Origin of the sequence: Synechococcus sp. RS9909, from assembly GCF_014279595.1 — a bacterium.
Taxonomy (GTDB): Bacteria; Cyanobacteriota; Cyanobacteriia; order PCC-6307; family Cyanobiaceae; genus Synechococcus_C.
Genome location: NZ_CP047943.1, coordinates 810019 through 824413, shown reverse-complemented (window position 1 = coordinate 824413; position 14395 = coordinate 810019). Strand labels below are relative to the sequence as shown.

Genomic DNA, 14395 nt, shown 5'->3' with positions numbered 1-14395 from the left:
ACTTTCCTGAAGATCGGAAAAGGCCTGAGCCGCACTGGCTAGGCAGAGGTTCCAGTCACGATCCCCCCATGGGCCTCACGGCGATTGAATGTCCTGACGGCGTTTGCCACAGCCACCACGGCGGCCATGCCGTGGAACGCCATGCCATGCAGGAGGTGCTGCAGGAGCACGGCCGGGAGTGGTGCGAGCGCCTGGCGGAGCGCATCTATGAAATGTCGGTGGACACCTTCTCCCAAACGGTGATGCCCAGCCTTCATGCCGCGGGCTGGCAGCGGCGCCACCTCGACTGGGAGTTCAAACTCGCCGACCAGCAATCAGAACCGGATCGCACCCTGGTGGATGGGATCATCAATGCCACCGAGAGCTTCCTGCGCAGCAGTGAAGTGCATCGTCTGTTCATCCAGGAACTGGTGCAGGGCACCTTTGATGAGGCCAGCGATCAGCACCTGCGCCGCTCCGCCGTGCGTGATCTGATCGAAACCGAACTGCTGGTGATGCTGCAGGAACGCCAGGAGGAGCTGCTGGAACGCCTGACCAGCCGCTTACTCGGCGAAGCCCAGGGCAATGCCCAGCAAGCCCAGCTGGCGGCCTCCGAAGGGCTGCAGGAGGTGGAACGCCTGCTCACCAACCACACCGAAGCGATCTGATCAGCACAAGCGATCGGATCAGAACAGAGGGCGCACTTCCTGCTCCACCGCCCGGGCCTGGTTCTTCAGTCCCTGGTGGCGGAGCAGGCGGGCCCGCAGGATCAGCGGATCGATGTCGCACTCCTGGCTCCAGCAGCGGTGAAGGCCCTCACGCTGGTTAGGGCTGGGTCGCGAAGAGGAACGGCGGCTGGCCATGGCTGGGGCGGGCGAAACCCGATCGCTGTTGGCCGGACGGTAAGGATGCCCGAGGCTAATGGAATGGTTAGAAAGACCTATCTTCCGGAGCGGGCCGATCACCCCAACCTCGTTCCAGCTCAGCGGCGGACCGGAGATCCGGCCGCGGCTCTGGCAGCAACAGCTGATTCAGTTGCTGCGGCGGCGCCTTGATCCCGCCAGCACGGCCGGCCGCGATGTGCTGGTGCATGCCGGGCCCGGTGCTGGCAAGACCCTTGGGGCGCTGTTGAGCTTCCGCAGCATGCAGGCGGAAAAACGACTGCAGCATTTCATGGTGTTCTGCCATCGCACCTCGATCCTGCAGCAGTGGCGCAGTGCCGCCAGTCGGGTGGGTCTGGAGCTGGTGGAGTGGACTGCGGACGGAGACCATGGCCAGGCCGATGGCTGGCTGGTGACGTACCAGGGGGCTGGGCGGCAACGGCAGAGCCTGTTGGCGGCACTGGCGCACTGGCGCCCGGAGGGACTGCTGGCAATCGCCGATGAAGCCCACCATCTGGGGGTGGATCCGGAGGAAGCGGATGGGCCGATCTGGGGACGCACCTTTCTCGATCTCAGCCAGCACTGTCGCCTGAGGCTCGGACTCACCGGCACCCCGTTCCGTGCCGACAACCTCGCCTTCTGCGCCGCGCGACGCGTGCGCGTGGACAACGGCGGCGAACTGGTGGAACAGATCAGCCCCGATCTCTGCGTGGAGCCACGGGAGCTGATCGCCGCCGGAGATGTGCGCCCCCTTGAGTTCCGGTTTCAGGATGGCTGGGTGGAACACAGCCGCGAGGGCCTCCCCGATCGGGATGTGTCACCGCTCTCCGCCGAACAACGGGAGAGCTGGCGGGCCCGCAACCTGCGGCGGGCCATTCGCCTCTCCGACTCCAGCAGCATCGCTTTGCAACTGCTGCTGCGGGCGAGGCGGCAACTGGCCAAAGTGCGCGAACGCCACCCCCGGGCGGCGGGACTGGTGATCGCCCGCGACATCGACCACGCCAGCAGCATCAGCCGTTTGCTCAGGGAGGAGGGCGACCGGGTCGATCTGGTGCATTCCCAGGATCCGGAGGCCTCGCAGCGCCTGGGCGCGTTTGAGAAGGGCACGGCCGATTGGCTTGTGAGCATCGACATGTGTGCCGAAGGGTTCGACGCGCCCCGCCTGCGGGTTGTGGCGTATCTCACCACCGTGGTGACGCGAAGCCGCTTCATTCAGGGGATCACCCGGGCCGTGCGCATGAGCGGCGAGCGGGCGGCGACGGAAGCGATCCCCAGGGATCCCTCCTTCATCTTTGCTCCAGCGGACCCGCTGCTGATGGGCTACGCCCGCACCTGGGCCTGCTCCGAGCCTTACCGGATCCGCACCCAGGCCCCGGATCAAGCGGCAGACGAAGGGGAAGGCACCAGCTGGCGCGGTCCGAGCCTTCCCCTGGAAGCGGTGAACGATGGAGCCGGGGCCGTGATCCGCATGCGCACTCCCGAACTTCCCCGCTTTTTGCAGCGTTAACGACACCTTTCTGCAGAGAAAAATGCGACGTTCTGCGAATGCAGGCCTGATCGGTCCCCTTCAACCATCAGCCTGGTCACCATCTGGGAGCAGATCATGGATGCAGCAATGGAACGCCGCGTCAGCGTCGCCACCTGCTGGGCCACCACCCGGATCGCTGTGCTCGACAGCGCTGAGCGATACGAGGACAGCTATGCGATCACCCAGGAATTCCGGGAATGGATCACCTGCATCGGTGAGCACCCCGAGCTCCTGGAGGAGGCAGTGCTGATGGTGCGTCGCGGTCCGAGCAAACGACCCCGTCTCAGCGAAGACTCCGAAGACCCCCTGCAAATCTGAAGAAACGATTAAACCCTCTATCTCGCCAAGCGACAAGAGCCCGGTTTAAAGTCAACTCATAACCGCTTCGCTTTAGCCATGGCTGCTGAGACCGGCCTCACCCCCGGCACCACCGCTCCTGACACCGAAAATCTGGTGATCATCGGTTCGGGGCCCGCCGGCTACACCGCGGCGATTTACGCCGCTCGCGCCAATCTCAGCCCCCTGCTGATCACCGGGTTTCAACGGGGCGGCATCCCCGGCGGTCAGCTGATGACCACTACCCACGTGGAGAACTTCCCGGGATTCCCCGATGGGGTGTTGGGCCCCGACCTGATGGACCTGATGAAGGCCCAGGCCGAACGCTGGGGCACCCGACTGCTCGAGGCCGATGCCGACGCGATCGACCTGAGCCGCCGCCCCTTCCGCATCGAAGCCGATGGATGCAGCATCCAGGCCCAGGCCGTGATTCTCGCCACCGGCGCGAGCGCCAATCGCCTCGGGCTGCCCCAGGAGGAGCGCTTCTGGAGCAAGGGCATCAGTGCCTGCGCCATCTGCGATGGCGCCACTCCCCAGTTCCGCAATGAGGAGCTGGCAGTGGTGGGCGGTGGTGATTCCGCCTGCGAAGAAGCGGTGTATCTCACCAAATACGGCAGCCACGTGCATCTGCTCGTGCGCTCCGGCCAGTTGCGCGCCAGTGCGGCGATGGCCGACCGGGTGCAAGCCAACCCCCAGATCAGCGTGCACTGGCACACCGAGGTGGCTGACGCAGAGGGCGACGATTGGCTGGCGTCATTGCGACTGCGCAATCGGCAGAGCGGCGAGGAGCGACAACTGCCGGTGCGCGGCCTCTTCTATGCCATCGGCCACACGCCGAATACCGAGTTGGTGCAAGGCCAGCTCAGCTGCGATGCCAAGGGCTACCTGGTGACCCAACCGGGCCGGCCGGAAACCTCGCTGGAGGGCGTGTATGCCGCCGGCGATGTGGCCGATGCGGAATGGCGCCAGGGCATCACTGCGGCCGGCAGCGGCTGCCAGGCGGCCCTGGCGGCGGAACGCTGGCTCAGCCATCACAACCTGGCGAGCCTGGTGAGCCGCGACAGCGTGGAACCGGCTCAGGCCGCCACGCCCCAGACCAGCGAAACCACCACCGAAGCGAGCTACGACCCGGATGCGCTCTGGCAAAAGGGCAGTTACGCCCTGCGCAAGCTCTATCACGACAGCAGCAAGCCCCTGCTCGTGGTGTACACCTCCCCCAGCTGCGGCCCCTGCCACGTGCTCAAACCGCAATTGAAGCGCGTGCTGGATGAGTTGGGCGGCCGAGCTCAGGGCCTGGAAATCGACATCGAAGCCGATCAGGAGATCGCCCAGCAGGCCGGGGTGAATGGCACCCCCACCGTGCAACTGTTCTTCGGGAAGGAACTGAAACAGCAGTGGCGCGGTGTGAAGCAGCGCAGCGAATTCCGCTCCGCGATCGAGGCTCTGCTGGGCGCACCCGTCTGAGGGTCGCCTCAGCGTCGACGCGGACCGCCGGGTCGGTTGCCACCTGGGCGACCACCCGGAGCACCGGCGTTGCGCTCGCGGTAGGTGATGCGGCCACGGGTGAGGTCGTAGGGACTGATCTCCACCAGCACCTTGTCGCCGGCCAGGAGTTTGATGCGGAACTTGGTGAGCTTGCCGGCGGCACGGCAGAGGCACTGGTGACCGGCGGGCTGCTCGAGGGTGACGAGGTAGAACCCGTTGCCCTGTTCTTTTTCAATCACACCCGAAGTTTCGATCATCCGGCGGTGCCACAACACAAGGTTGATCTCAGTTTAGAAGGCCGCCCGCAGCCCTTCGCCGCCGGATTGCCCTTAGGGTCAACGTCCCGATCGACGTCGCCATGATTCTTCCGCCCCTCAGCCTCGACCTCGGCTTGTTGCTGATTTCGATCGGGGTGGTGAATCTCTGGCGTGCACGTCAGAGCTCCACCTAATCTCAATTCAACGCGTTCTCGTCATCGTGTCTGAATCCGCTCTGATCGCCTTCGCATCCCTGGTGCAATCCGATTCGCAGGTCCGCGAACAGGTGCGTCAAGCCCCCACCCCCCAGCACGTGGTGGATCTGGCCAGCGAAAAGGGCCATGAATTCACCCAGGCCACGCTGATGAAAATGCAGGCCGAAAAGATGAAGCACGTCCACGACGACCACCTCAACGGAGCCTCCAGCTGGGGTGAGGCGCTGCTGCTCTGCTTCGGTGGCCACGGCTGAGTCGACCCTGCTGCTGCACAAGCCCTACGGCGTGCTCAGCCAGTTCACCCCGGAACCAGGCAGCCGTTGGCGCTGCCTGGCTGATCTGGTGCCCGTGCCCCAGGTGTATGCCGCCGGGCGCCTCGATGCCGACAGCGAAGGATTGCTGCTGCTCACCACGGAAGGACGGCTCCAGCAGCGCCTCACCGATCCCCGCTTCGGCCACTGGCGCACCTACTGGGTGCAGGTGGAGGGCACCGCGACGGACAAGCAACTGCAGCAGCTGTGCGATGGCGTGCTGGTGCAGGGGCGCCAGACCCTGCCGGCTCAGGCACAACGCCTCCGCCACGACCAGATCCAGCCGTGGCCGGATCGCGTGCCACCGATCCGTGAACGCCGCTCCATCCCCACCGATTGGCTGGAATTGAGCCTGCGGGAAGGGCGCAACCGCCAGGTGCGTCGCATGACCGCCGCCGTCGGGCTGCCCACGCTGCGCCTGATCCGCAGTGCCATCGATCTGATGGATGGGGGGCTGCCCTTGAACCTGAACGGTTTGGCGCCTGGCTCCTGGCGGCCCGTGAGCACAGAGGAACACCTCCGCCTTCAGGCCCTGCTCAGCCGCCCGGCACAACGCCGACGAGCGTGACAGCACGGAATTCGATGCCCTCCACCACGCGCCAGGGCTCGCTGGAGCGATCGGCGTAATGCACGTTCTCAAAACCAAGCGCCACGAAATCAGCGAGGAAGGCCTGCTCCTGCCAGGCGCCGCTGATGCAGCCACTCCAGAGCTCCGGGTCCTGCTGCAGGGCGAGGGGCACGGGCCGATCACAGACGATGTCGCTGATCGCCACCCGACCGCCGGGGCGCAGCACACGCCGGATGTTGGCCAGCAACCGTTCACGGGCGGAGGGGTTCACCAGGTTGAGCACGCAGTTGCTGAGCACCAGATCAACGCTGGCATCCGCCACCAGGGGCTGCCCGTTCGCTGTGGGGGCGTCGAGAGCCTCGATCGCACCCTCCAGAAACTCCACATTGGCCACCCCGATCCGCTCCGCCACCACGGGCGCTGCCGCACGGGAGAGGGCGAGCATCTCGGCATTGCGATCCACCCCGAGCACCCGGCCACCGGCCCCCACCACCTGGGCACAGATGAAGGCGTTCTTGCCGCTGCCGCTGCCCAGATCGAGCACGGTGTCACCCGACTGCACCCAGCGGGTGGGATCACCACAGCCGTAATCCCGCTCCACTACCTCGGCCGGGATCACCTCGAGCAGGGCGGCATCAAAGGCCACAGGGGTGCAGAGACAGGCTTCCCGCTCAGCCGCAGCAGCGCCATACCGCTGCTGCACCGCATCGGTTTGGTCAAGGCCGGCAGGGCCGCAGCAGGACGCCATGGTGAGCTCAGCGAATCCGACCATTCTGGCGACCGTCAGCCCAGAGCCTGCTGCAGCTCCTGAACGGTCTGCCATTGGCCGTAGTAGTAGTTGGCGGTGGCGCGACGGTCGCCATCCTCAAGACCGTCGAACGCGTCGAAGCCAAGGCTGCGCCAAAGCTCATGACCGCAGGCGCGGCTGAGTTCACGCTCCGCTTCAGCAGCGAGATTGTCGAGCCGACGCTGGAGATTCTTGACTTGCGCGACAGACATGGACCCAAGGGCAGACCCTGACAAGCTTAACGCATCACTAGTACAAATCGACTATCGACTGGTGTGAGGTCCCGCCCCCGAGGCTGCGGCGTTCAGAAGGGCAGTTTCTTCTTGGCATCCTTGTCGAGATCTTTCTCCATGTCGCGCAGACGCTTGAGAATCGTGGTGTAGTACTCGTTGAGATACGACTCGAGCGTGGTGGTGTCCGCACGGTCGAGACCGAACGCCGCGTAGCTCGCTTCCATCGGCGCATCAAGACGGGCGCCACCGCCGGTGACTTCCGCAAAGGCCAGGCGTTCCGCCACATTGACGGCGGGCTCAAAGAAATTGCAGATGCCGCGCAACAGCTCCAGCAGAGCCGGCGGCACCCGGAACACCCGCGCCGATTTGCCGCAGGCCTGCTCACAGAGCTGCACCACCTCGCCGGTGTTCCAGGCTTTCGGACCCACCACCGGATAGCTGCCCCGAATGGTCTCATCACGCTCCAGGGCCGCCACCGCAAACCGCGCCATGTCCTGCGTGTTCATGTAGGCGATCGCCGTGGGACTGCCACTCACCCACACGGTCTGGCTCTCGAGCACCGGAATGGCGAACTGACCGATCACCCCCTGCATGAAGGCCGCACCCTGCAGGATCGTGTAGTCAAAATCCGAGTCCCGCAGCAGCTGCTCCGTGCAGGATTTGATGTCCATCAGCGGCACCTGGCGGTACTGATCAGCCAGGAGCAGCGACAGAAACACGAAGCGCTTCACCCCGGCCGTTTCGCAGGCACGCAAGAGGTTCAGCTTGCCGTCCCAGTCAGTCTCGTAAACGCTGCGGGGATCATTCGGGCGACTGGTGGCGGCATCAATCACCGCGTCGACACCATCCATGGCGTAGTCGAGGCTGGCGGGTTCGAGCAGATCACCCCGGGTGAGCTCGCAGCCCCATTCCTGCAGAAACGAGGCCTTTCTGGGTGTCCGCACCATGCAGCGCACCTGATGGCCAGCCTCAAGAGCTCGGCTGGCAATCTGCCGACCGAGCGTGCCGGTTCCACCAACCACCAGAACCTGCATGGGGTCCGTCATTGCAAGGCAGGAGCCTAAAGCGGCCACCTCCCCCGCGCGGCCCTCAGTCTTTCTGCAGCTTCAGGAGCAGGGCGCCGCCGGCCAGGCCCACGGGGATCAGCACCCAGAAGATTGCAGCAGTCCCAAAAATCTCCGAGGCCATGGTGGGGCGGTAATGACAGCCACCATTTAACGATCCTCACGCCCTAACTGGCGGCAGGATTGCAACAACAGCGCGTAGGGGGCATCCGTGCGCAGCTGGCCCGCCATCACCCCACTGGCCAGGGCCTGATGGCCCTGCGCGCGCAACGCCTCCACCACGGCCGCCACCGCCGGAGGGCCGTTCAGCCGCAAACGGCGAGCCAGTTCCGCCGTCGACCAGCAGAGCAAAGGCGAGCCGGGATCAGCAGCCAGGCGCGCCAGCAGCCGCGCGCTGGCCGGTGCCACGCTGCCCTCCATCCCCGCACCGAGCTGCTGCAACGCCAACAGCAAGGCGGGTTGCTGGAGCGGTCCCAACCAGAGCGGACCACTCACCGCCCAGCGCCCAGCACCGGCAGGACAGGCACAGGCCGGCCAGCCCTGCAGGCGGAGCATCGACTGACTCGCCTGGGCACCGCAGGCCTCGCAACGGGCGAGCAGACCGAGCTGCCCCTCCTCCCCGGCATCGAGATGCTGGCGCAGGCGCACCGCCAAACGAAAGGTGCGCCCGTCGCTGAAGGCCAGGAGGGGCTCGAGACCACGCCCCAGCAACCAGGTCTCCCGGGCCAGGGCCGCCAGCTGCAAGCGAAGGGCGATCTCCCAGCTGGCGGGATGGGCGCGGGCCGCTGCGCCGAATCGCCGCACCGCCGCCGAACGGTCGTGGCCCGTGGGGGAGCGGCCATCGGTGCTGGCGAGCAGCAGGATCCCCTCGAAGGCCAGCACCTGCAGGGTGGCCTGCAACAAGCGGTTGGGGCAGCCGAAGGCATCGAGATCGATCAGATCGAACGTGCGCTGCTCGAGATAGGCCTGGCGCAACAGCACCTCCGCCGGCAGCGAGCGTTGCTCCACAAGCAAAGCCTCCGGGCCCCCACCGCCGCCGTGCAGGCGGGCGAGGTTGGCGCGCAGCAGCGCCCTGCGATCGGCATCGGCGTCATTGACCCAGAGCTCGAGGGGGCCGCTCCTGGGAAGCGACGCCTCCAGTCCCCAACGCAGAGCGCGGATGCCACAGCCGGCCATCAGATCGAGCCAGCGGAGGGGGCGCTCGGGGGCCTGGCGCCGTTGCCAGGCCGCGAGCAACACTGAACAATCACGGGCAGGGCGCGACTCGGGCCGGAAAAACCCCGTTCCCAGGCTCAGGTCCGCAGCACCTTCGCGATAGTGAGAGAGAACTGGGCCCAGGGGCTGTGGAGGCGACCACTCACCAGATTGCTCCGAAGATTGCCCCGACGGCTGCATCCGCCGGTCTCAACACCGGGGCCGACTGGGGCGACAGCGGCGACTGGCACTGGCAGGGTCTGCGCAGTCACTGGCGGGCCCTCGGACCGGAGCAGGGGCATCCGCTGGTGCTGCTGCACGGTTTCGGAGCGAGCAGCGACCACTGGCGCCACAACGCTGCTCCCCTCGCCGCAGCGGGCTTTCGGGTCTACAGCCTCGATCTGATCGGCTTCGGCCGCTCCGACCAGCCCGGGCATCAGCGGCAGCGCCCGCTCGATAACCGTCTCTGGGGTCGCCAGGTGAACGCCTTCCTCGAGCAGGTGGTGGATGCGCCGGCGAGGGGGCCGGCGGTGCTGGTGGGCCATTCGCTCGGCGGGCTCACCGCCCTCACCGCTGCGGTGCTCCGCCCCGACCTGGTGGCGGCGGTGGCGGCGGCGCCGCTGCCCGATCCTGCCCTGATCCAACCGCTGCCCCTGCGGCGTCCCAGGCGCTGGCGGCGCCTTCGCCGGCCGCTGGTGGTGCTGGCGATGCGTCTCTTACCCCTGGAACTGCTCCTGCCCGTGATCAGCCGCACCAGGCTGTTGCAGCTGGGCCTGCAGGGGGCCTACCGGCGCTCGATCCGTCACGACCGGGAGCTGCAGCACCTGATCGCCCGACCGGCGCAACGCAGGAGTGCCGCCCGCGCCCTGCGGGCGATGAGCATCGGCATGGCTTTGCGTCCGCGAGGCGCCACCGCACCAGCCCTGCTGGAACAACTCGCCGAGCAGAAGCAGGTCCCCCCCCTGCTGCTGCTCTGGGGCCGGCAGGATCGCTTCGTGCCTCTGTTGATCGGCGAACGTCTGCAGCGCCAGCACCCCTGGCTCGAGCTGGCGGTGGTGGAGGAGAGCGGCCACTGCCCCCACGATGAACGGCCCGAGGCATTCCACGCCACGGTGCTGGCCTGGCTGGACCGTAGTTTGGATGCCATCAACACTCCTGTGGGACCTGTTCGAGGGGCATGAAGCACACCCTGTCCGTGCTGGTGGAAGACGAATCCGGCGCCCTCAGCCGCATCGCCGGCCTGTTCGCCCGCCGGGGCTTCAACATCGACAGCCTGGCCGTGGGGCCGGCGGAATCCGATGGTCGCTCCCGGCTGACGATGGTGGTGGACGGCGATGACCACACCCTGCAACAGATGACCCAGCAGCTCGACAAGCTGGTGAATGTGCTGCAGGTGCTCGATCTCTCGCAGATTCCAGCGGTGGAGAGGGAACTGATGCTGCTGAAAGTGGCCGCCCCGGCGGAGCAGCGCAGCGCCATCTTCGACCTGGTGCAGGTGTTCCGCGCCAAGGTGGTGGACGTGGCCGATGAAGCCCTCACCCTGGAAGTGGTGGGTGATCCGGGCAAGCTGGTGGCCCTGGAACGGTTGATGGCTCCCTACGGCATTCTCGAGATCGCCCGCACGGGGAAAGTGGCCCTGGAGAGGGCCTCCGGTGTGAACACGGAACTGTTGAAAGCGGCCATCAGCGGCAACCGGGTGCCGGCCTGACGCGATCGCCTGAACCGATCAGGGCTTGAGCAGTTCGGCTTTGATGATTGTGTCGTCCTGCTGGATCGCATCCACCACCTCCATGCCCTGGGTCACCCGCCCGAACACGGCGTAGCGACCATCCAGTTCCGGCAGGGGCCGGAGGGCGATATAGAACTGGGCGCTGGCGGAATCGGGTGCCTGGGAGCGAGCCATCGCCAGGGCACCACGCTCATGGGCGAGTTCGATCTCCAGCAGATCGGTGGGATTGGTGCTGACGCGGCCGTAGCGGGGTTGGTCCTCACCGCGGAATTTCACCTCCAGCGGAATGAAGCGGGCCTGCCCCGTGGCGGGATCCACAAAGCTGCCGGTGCCGTAGCTGTTTTTGGGGGTCTTGGGATCGCTCGAAGCAGGATCGCCTCCCTGCACCACGAAGGGAACGGGTTCCCGCACCACCCGGTGAAACACGGTGCCGTTGTAAACGCCGCGCTTCACCAGATCCACGAAGTTGCCAGCGGTGACCGGGGCGGCATCACCATTGATCTCCAGCGTGATGGCACCGCGATTGGTGGTCATCTTCACCGTGGCCTTGCCGGTGAGGCAGGGGCTGCTGGCCTGGGCGCAACCGGCTGGAACCGAAGCGGTGGTGGAGCGGGCACAGCTCACCAACAACGGCAGACACAGCAACAGACTCAGGGCCGAGTGGATCCAGGAGGGACGCTTCATCGATCAGAGACCTTCGAGGTTGACGCCGAGGAAACGGGCCAGTTCCGCCCCATCCTGTTCGAGCTGAGCCAGGGGGAGGGGCTCACCGACTCGGGTCAGCGGCATGTCGCGGCGCCCCTGCACGCGCAAGGACACGCGCCGGCGCGTGTTGAAGCCATCGCGCACCTCCACCTTCACGGCTTTCACGTCTTTGAGGGGAATCTCCACGCTGATCGGCTTGCGAAAGCCACGCCGGGAAATCGTGACCACACCGGCGCTTTTATCGAAACGGTTGGAGCCGGCACCCACATCGATGGCAATCACGGCCCAGAGGTAGGTGGCGAGCAGGGCCGCCGCGATGCTGTAGAGGCCCATCACGAGGCCCTGGGGAACGAACACCAGGCCGGCGGGGTGCCCCAGGGGCAAAAGATCGCGACCCAGGTAGCTGGAGAGCGAGGCAAACAGAAAGCCGATACCGCCGATGCTGACCATCAGCGCCACCAGCACATTGGAGAGGCGGCGGGATCCCACCACCGGTTGTTCGAGCAGATCGGCCGCCATGGGAGCCCTGAGGAAGGGACCATTGTGGCCTCCGAGCGGCGGGAGAAGCGTTTCAATACAACGGATTTCAGCTGCCGGATCTCGGCCTCACACACCACGTTGAGATTGTTAAGGTCGCCTGGTATCCCACAGCCTGCGGATTTCCGCACCGTTCACCCTCATGACGATCGCTGTAGGACGCGCGCCACAGCGGGGATGGTTCGACGTCCTCGATGACTGGCTCAAGCGCGACCGCTTCGTTTTTGTCGGCTGGTCCGGCATCCTCCTCTTCCCCACGGCCTATCTGGCCATCGGTGGTTGGCTCACCGGCACCACCTTCGTCACCTCCTGGTACACCCACGGCATCGCCTCCTCGTATCTGGAAGGTTGCAACTTCCTCACCGCTGCGGTGTCCACCCCCGCCGATGCGATGGGCCACAGCCTCCTGCTGCTCTGGGGCCCTGAGGCCCAGGGCGATTTCGTGCGCTGGTGCCAGCTCGGTGGCCTCTGGGCCTTCGTGGCACTCCACGGTGCCTTCGCCCTGATCGGCTTCATGCTGCGTCAGTTCGAGATTGCCCGTCTCGTCGGCATCCGTCCTTACAACGCCATTGCCTTCTCCGGTCCGATTGCGGTGTTCGTCAGCGTTTTCCTGATGTACCCCCTCGGCCAGAGCAGCTGGTTCTTCGCTCCCTCCTTCGGTGTGGCAGCGATCTTCCGCTTCCTGCTCTTCCTTCAGGGCTTCCACAACTGGACCCTGAATCCCTTCCACATGATGGGCGTGGCCGGAATCCTCGGCGGTGCCCTGCTCTGTGCCATTCACGGCGCCACCGTGGAGAACACCCTGTTTGAAGACGGTGAGCAGTCGAACACCTTCAAGGCGTTCGAACCCACCCAGGAAGAAGAGACCTATTCGATGGTCACCGCCAACCGCTTCTGGAGCCAGATCTTCGGGATCGCTTTCTCCAACAAGCGCTGGCTGCACTTCTTCATGCTGTTCGTGCCTGTGATGGGCCTGTGGACCAGCTCCATCGGCATCATCGGCCTGGCCCTCAACCTGCGCGCCTACGACTTCGTGTCGCAGGAGATCCGCGCTGCAGAAGATCCCGAATTCGAGACCTTCTACACCAAGAACATCCTTCTGAATGAAGGTCTGCGTGCCTGGATGGCACCGGCTGACCAGCCGCACGAAAACTTCGTCTTCCCTGAAGAGGTTCTGCCCCGTGGAAACGCCCTTTGATGCTGGTCTTGTCGCCACTGGCGGCAAAGACCTCGACTCCACCGGCTATGCCTGGTGGGCTGGCAATGCCCGTCTGATCAACCTGTCCGGCCGTCTGCTCGGTGCCCACGTGGCCCATGCAGGCCTGATGGTGTTCTGGGCTGGCGCCATGATGCTCTTCGAGGTGAGCCATTTCACCTTCGACAAGCCGATGTATGAGCAGGGTCTGATCCTGTTCCCCCACGTCGCCACCCTGGGGTATGGCGTGGGACCCGGCGGTGAGGTCACCGACCTCTACCCCTTCTTCGTGGTGGGTGTGCTGCACCTGATCAGTTCCGCTGTGCTCGGCCTCGGCGGCCTGTATCACGCCCTGCGCGGTCCGGAGATTCTGGAGAACTACTCCACTTTCTTCTCCCAGGACTGGCGGGATAAGAACCAGATGACCAACATCATCGGTTACCACTTGATCCTGCTTGGCGTCGGTGCGCTGCTGCTGGTGTTCAAGGCGATGTTCTTCGGCGGCGTCTACGACACCTGGGCCCCCGGCGGTGGTGACGTGCGCTTGATCACCAACCCCACCCTCGATCCCGGTGTGATCTTCGGTTATCTGTTCCGCGCCCCCTTCGGTGGCGAGGGCTGGATCATCGGTGTGAACTCGATGGAAGACATCATCGGTGGCCACATCTGGTTGGGTCTGACCCTGATCTTCGGTGGCATCTGGCACGTGATCACCAAGCCGTTCGGCTGGGTACGTCGCGCCTTCATCTGGAATGGTGAGGCCTATCTGAGCTACAGCCTCGGCGCCCTGAGCTTCATGAGCTTCATCGCCTCGGCTTACATCTGGTTCAACAACACCGCCTATCCCTCGGAGTTCTACGGCCCCACCAACGCCGAAGCTTCCCAGGCCCAGAGCTTCACCTTCCTGGTGCGTGACCAGCGCCTCGGCGCCAACATCGGTTCCGCCATGGGCCCCACCGGTCTGGGTAAGTACCTGATGCGCTCCCCCACCGGCGAGATCATCTTCGGTGGTGAAACCATGCGCTTCTGGGACTTCCGTGGTCCCTGGCTGGAGCCCCTGCGTGGCCCCAACGGCCTGAGCCTCGACAAGCTCCAGAACGACATCCAGCCCTGGCAGGTGCGTCGTGCCGCTGAGTACATGACCCACGCTCCCAACGCGTCGATCAACTCCGTGGGCGGCATCATCACCGAACCCAACTCGGTGAACTTCGTGAACATCCGCCAGTGGTTGGCCGCGACCCAGTTCGTGCTCGCCTTCTTCTTCCTGGTGGGTCACCTCTGGCATGCCGGCCGCGCCCGCGCTGCTGCTGCTGGCTTTGAGAAGGGCATCGACCGTCAGGCCGAGCCCACGCTGGCTATGCCCGACCTCGACTGATCCTGATCGATCAACT

The 14395-nt window shown here is 65.4% G+C and carries 19 protein-coding genes; 10 read left to right on the top strand and 9 right to left on the bottom strand.

Going from position 1 to position 14395, the window contains the following annotated elements:
- Positions 1-68: 68 nt before the first annotated feature.
- A complete protein-coding gene (locus SynRS9909_RS04235; RefSeq protein WP_007100297.1) occupies positions 69-647 on the top strand; it encodes a hypothetical protein in 579 nt (192 codons plus the stop codon).
- Between the two features lie 18 nt (positions 648-665).
- On the opposite strand, the gene SynRS9909_RS04230 is transcribed toward SynRS9909_RS04235, so the two are convergent.
- Positions 666-842 (bottom strand): hypothetical protein, encoded by a 177-nt coding sequence (locus SynRS9909_RS04230; RefSeq protein WP_007100298.1) that lies wholly within the window; start codon positions 840-842, stop codon positions 666-668.
- Between the two features lie 58 nt (positions 843-900).
- On the opposite strand from SynRS9909_RS04230, the gene SynRS9909_RS04225 reads away from it, so the two are divergent.
- From SynRS9909_RS04225 to trxB, 3 genes are all read left to right on the top strand, one after another.
- Positions 901-2367 carry a DEAD/DEAH box helicase gene (locus tag SynRS9909_RS04225; protein WP_007100299.1) on the top strand — a complete coding sequence of 489 codons (1467 nt, stop codon included), beginning with the start codon at positions 901-903 and terminating at the stop codon, positions 2365-2367.
- Between the two features lie 96 nt (positions 2368-2463).
- The gene (locus SynRS9909_RS04220; RefSeq protein WP_038000765.1) at positions 2464-2706 is read left to right on the top strand and encodes a hypothetical protein; all 243 of its coding nucleotides are present in this window, start codon (positions 2464-2466) and stop codon (positions 2704-2706) included.
- Positions 2707-2784: 78 nt separating this feature from the next.
- Complete coding sequence (trxB, locus tag SynRS9909_RS04215) at positions 2785-4188, top strand: thioredoxin-disulfide reductase (RefSeq protein ID WP_007100301.1); 1404 nt, start codon at positions 2785-2787, stop codon at positions 4186-4188.
- 8 nt (positions 4189-4196) lie between these two features.
- Here trxB and infA read toward each other — a convergent pair whose 3' ends face one another.
- Complete coding sequence (infA, locus tag SynRS9909_RS04210) at positions 4197-4466, bottom strand: translation initiation factor IF-1 (RefSeq protein WP_006041809.1); 270 nt, start codon at positions 4464-4466, stop codon at positions 4197-4199.
- 220 nt (positions 4467-4686) lie between these two features.
- Here infA and SynRS9909_RS04205 point away from each other — a divergent pair, with 220 nt between their 5' ends.
- Both SynRS9909_RS04205 and SynRS9909_RS04200 read left to right on the top strand, forming a co-directional pair.
- A complete protein-coding gene (locus SynRS9909_RS04205; protein ID WP_007100303.1) occupies positions 4687-4935 on the top strand; it encodes a Nif11-like leader peptide family natural product precursor in 249 nt (82 codons plus the stop codon).
- Positions 4922-5560, top strand: coding sequence for a pseudouridine synthase (locus SynRS9909_RS04200; RefSeq protein WP_007100304.1), 639 nt, complete (start codon positions 4922-4924; stop codon positions 5558-5560). The genes SynRS9909_RS04205 and SynRS9909_RS04200 overlap by 14 nt, the downstream gene beginning before the upstream one ends.
- Here the strand turns inward: SynRS9909_RS04200 and SynRS9909_RS04195 are convergent.
- The 5 genes from SynRS9909_RS04195 to SynRS9909_RS04175 form a co-directional block, all read right to left on the bottom strand.
- The gene (locus SynRS9909_RS04195; RefSeq protein ID WP_007100305.1) at positions 5529-6332 is read right to left on the bottom strand and encodes a methyltransferase domain-containing protein; all 804 of its coding nucleotides are present in this window, start codon (positions 6330-6332) and stop codon (positions 5529-5531) included. The genes SynRS9909_RS04200 and SynRS9909_RS04195 overlap by 32 nt on opposite strands.
- An 11-nt stretch (positions 6333-6343) precedes the next feature.
- Complete coding sequence (locus tag SynRS9909_RS04190) at positions 6344-6559, bottom strand: hypothetical protein (protein ID WP_007100306.1); 216 nt, start codon at positions 6557-6559, stop codon at positions 6344-6346.
- A 92-nt stretch (positions 6560-6651) separates the two neighbouring features.
- Positions 6652-7614, bottom strand: coding sequence for an NAD(P)H-binding protein (locus SynRS9909_RS04185; RefSeq protein ID WP_007100307.1), 963 nt, complete (start codon positions 7612-7614; stop codon positions 6652-6654).
- Positions 7615-7669: 55 nt separating this feature from the next.
- A complete protein-coding gene (petM, locus tag SynRS9909_RS04180; RefSeq protein ID WP_007100308.1) occupies positions 7670-7768 on the bottom strand; it encodes a cytochrome b6-f complex subunit PetM in 99 nt (32 codons plus the stop codon).
- A gap of 26 nt (positions 7769-7794) precedes the next feature.
- Positions 7795-8883, bottom strand: coding sequence for a N2,N2-dimethylguanosine tRNA methyltransferase (locus tag SynRS9909_RS04175; protein ID WP_007100309.1), 1089 nt, complete (start codon positions 8881-8883; stop codon positions 7795-7797).
- A gap of 104 nt (positions 8884-8987) precedes the next feature.
- Here SynRS9909_RS04175 and SynRS9909_RS04170 point away from each other — a divergent pair, with 104 nt between their 5' ends.
- Together SynRS9909_RS04170 and ilvN are read left to right on the top strand one after the other, a co-directional pair.
- Complete coding sequence (locus SynRS9909_RS04170; protein ID WP_007100310.1) at positions 8988-10019, top strand: alpha/beta fold hydrolase; 1032 nt, start codon at positions 8988-8990, stop codon at positions 10017-10019.
- Entirely contained in the window at positions 10016-10546 is a 531-nt protein-coding gene (gene ilvN / locus SynRS9909_RS04165; protein ID WP_007100311.1) for an acetolactate synthase small subunit, read from the top strand. The genes SynRS9909_RS04170 and ilvN overlap by 4 nt, the downstream gene beginning before the upstream one ends.
- 18 nt (positions 10547-10564) lie before the next feature.
- On the opposite strand, the gene SynRS9909_RS04160 is transcribed toward ilvN, so the two are convergent.
- Positions 10565-11251 (bottom strand): peptidylprolyl isomerase, encoded by a 687-nt coding sequence (locus SynRS9909_RS04160; RefSeq protein ID WP_007100312.1) that lies wholly within the window; start codon positions 11249-11251, stop codon positions 10565-10567.
- 3 nt (positions 11252-11254) lie between these two features.
- Entirely contained in the window at positions 11255-11791 is a 537-nt protein-coding gene (locus SynRS9909_RS04155; protein ID WP_007100313.1) for a photosystem I assembly protein Ycf4, read from the bottom strand.
- Positions 11792-11951: 160 nt separating this feature from the next.
- Between SynRS9909_RS04155 and psbD the strand changes: the two genes are divergently transcribed.
- Together psbD and psbC are read left to right on the top strand one after the other, a co-directional pair.
- Positions 11952-13007, top strand: coding sequence for a photosystem II D2 protein (photosystem q(a) protein) (gene psbD, locus SynRS9909_RS04150; RefSeq protein WP_007100314.1), 1056 nt, complete (start codon positions 11952-11954; stop codon positions 13005-13007).
- Positions 12991-14379, top strand: a complete 1389-nt coding sequence (gene psbC, locus SynRS9909_RS04145; RefSeq protein ID WP_007100315.1) for a photosystem II reaction center protein CP43 — start codon at positions 12991-12993, stop codon at positions 14377-14379. The genes psbD and psbC overlap by 17 nt, the downstream gene beginning before the upstream one ends.
- Positions 14380-14395 lie beyond the last annotated feature (16 nt).

Excerpts from the sequence above, each read along its gene's own strand:
- petM (WP_007100308.1), bottom strand. The coding sequence starts at position 7,768 with ATGGCCTCGGAGATTTTTGGGACTGCTGCAATCTTCTGGGTGCTGATC.
- SynRS9909_RS04220 (WP_038000765.1), top strand. The coding sequence starts at position 2,464 with ATGGATGCAGCAATGGAACGCCGCGTCAGCGTCGCCACCTGCTGGGCC.
- trxB (WP_007100301.1), top strand. The coding sequence starts at position 2,785 with ATGGCTGCTGAGACCGGCCTCACCCCCGGCACCACCGCTCCTGACACC.
- psbD (WP_007100314.1), top strand. The coding sequence starts at position 11,952 with ATGACGATCGCTGTAGGACGCGCGCCACAGCGGGGATGGTTCGACGTC.
- SynRS9909_RS04235 (WP_007100297.1), top strand. The coding sequence starts at position 69 with ATGGGCCTCACGGCGATTGAATGTCCTGACGGCGTTTGCCACAGCCAC.
- ilvN (WP_007100311.1), top strand. The coding sequence starts at position 10,016 with ATGAAGCACACCCTGTCCGTGCTGGTGGAAGACGAATCCGGCGCCCTC.
- SynRS9909_RS04230 (WP_007100298.1), bottom strand. The coding sequence starts at position 842 with ATGGCCAGCCGCCGTTCCTCTTCGCGACCCAGCCCTAACCAGCGTGAG.
- SynRS9909_RS04160 (WP_007100312.1), bottom strand. The coding sequence starts at position 11,251 with ATGAAGCGTCCCTCCTGGATCCACTCGGCCCTGAGTCTGTTGCTGTGT.
- infA (WP_006041809.1), bottom strand. The coding sequence starts at position 4,466 with ATGATCGAAACTTCGGGTGTGATTGAAAAAGAACAGGGCAACGGGTTC.
- SynRS9909_RS04185 (WP_007100307.1), bottom strand. The coding sequence starts at position 7,614 with ATGCAGGTTCTGGTGGTTGGTGGAACCGGCACGCTCGGTCGGCAGATT.
- SynRS9909_RS04225 (WP_007100299.1), top strand. The coding sequence starts at position 901 with ATGGAATGGTTAGAAAGACCTATCTTCCGGAGCGGGCCGATCACCCCA.
- SynRS9909_RS04190 (WP_007100306.1), bottom strand. The coding sequence starts at position 6,559 with ATGTCTGTCGCGCAAGTCAAGAATCTCCAGCGTCGGCTCGACAATCTC.
- SynRS9909_RS04195 (WP_007100305.1), bottom strand. The coding sequence starts at position 6,332 with ATGGTCGGATTCGCTGAGCTCACCATGGCGTCCTGCTGCGGCCCTGCC.
- SynRS9909_RS04155 (WP_007100313.1), bottom strand. The coding sequence starts at position 11,791 with ATGGCGGCCGATCTGCTCGAACAACCGGTGGTGGGATCCCGCCGCCTC.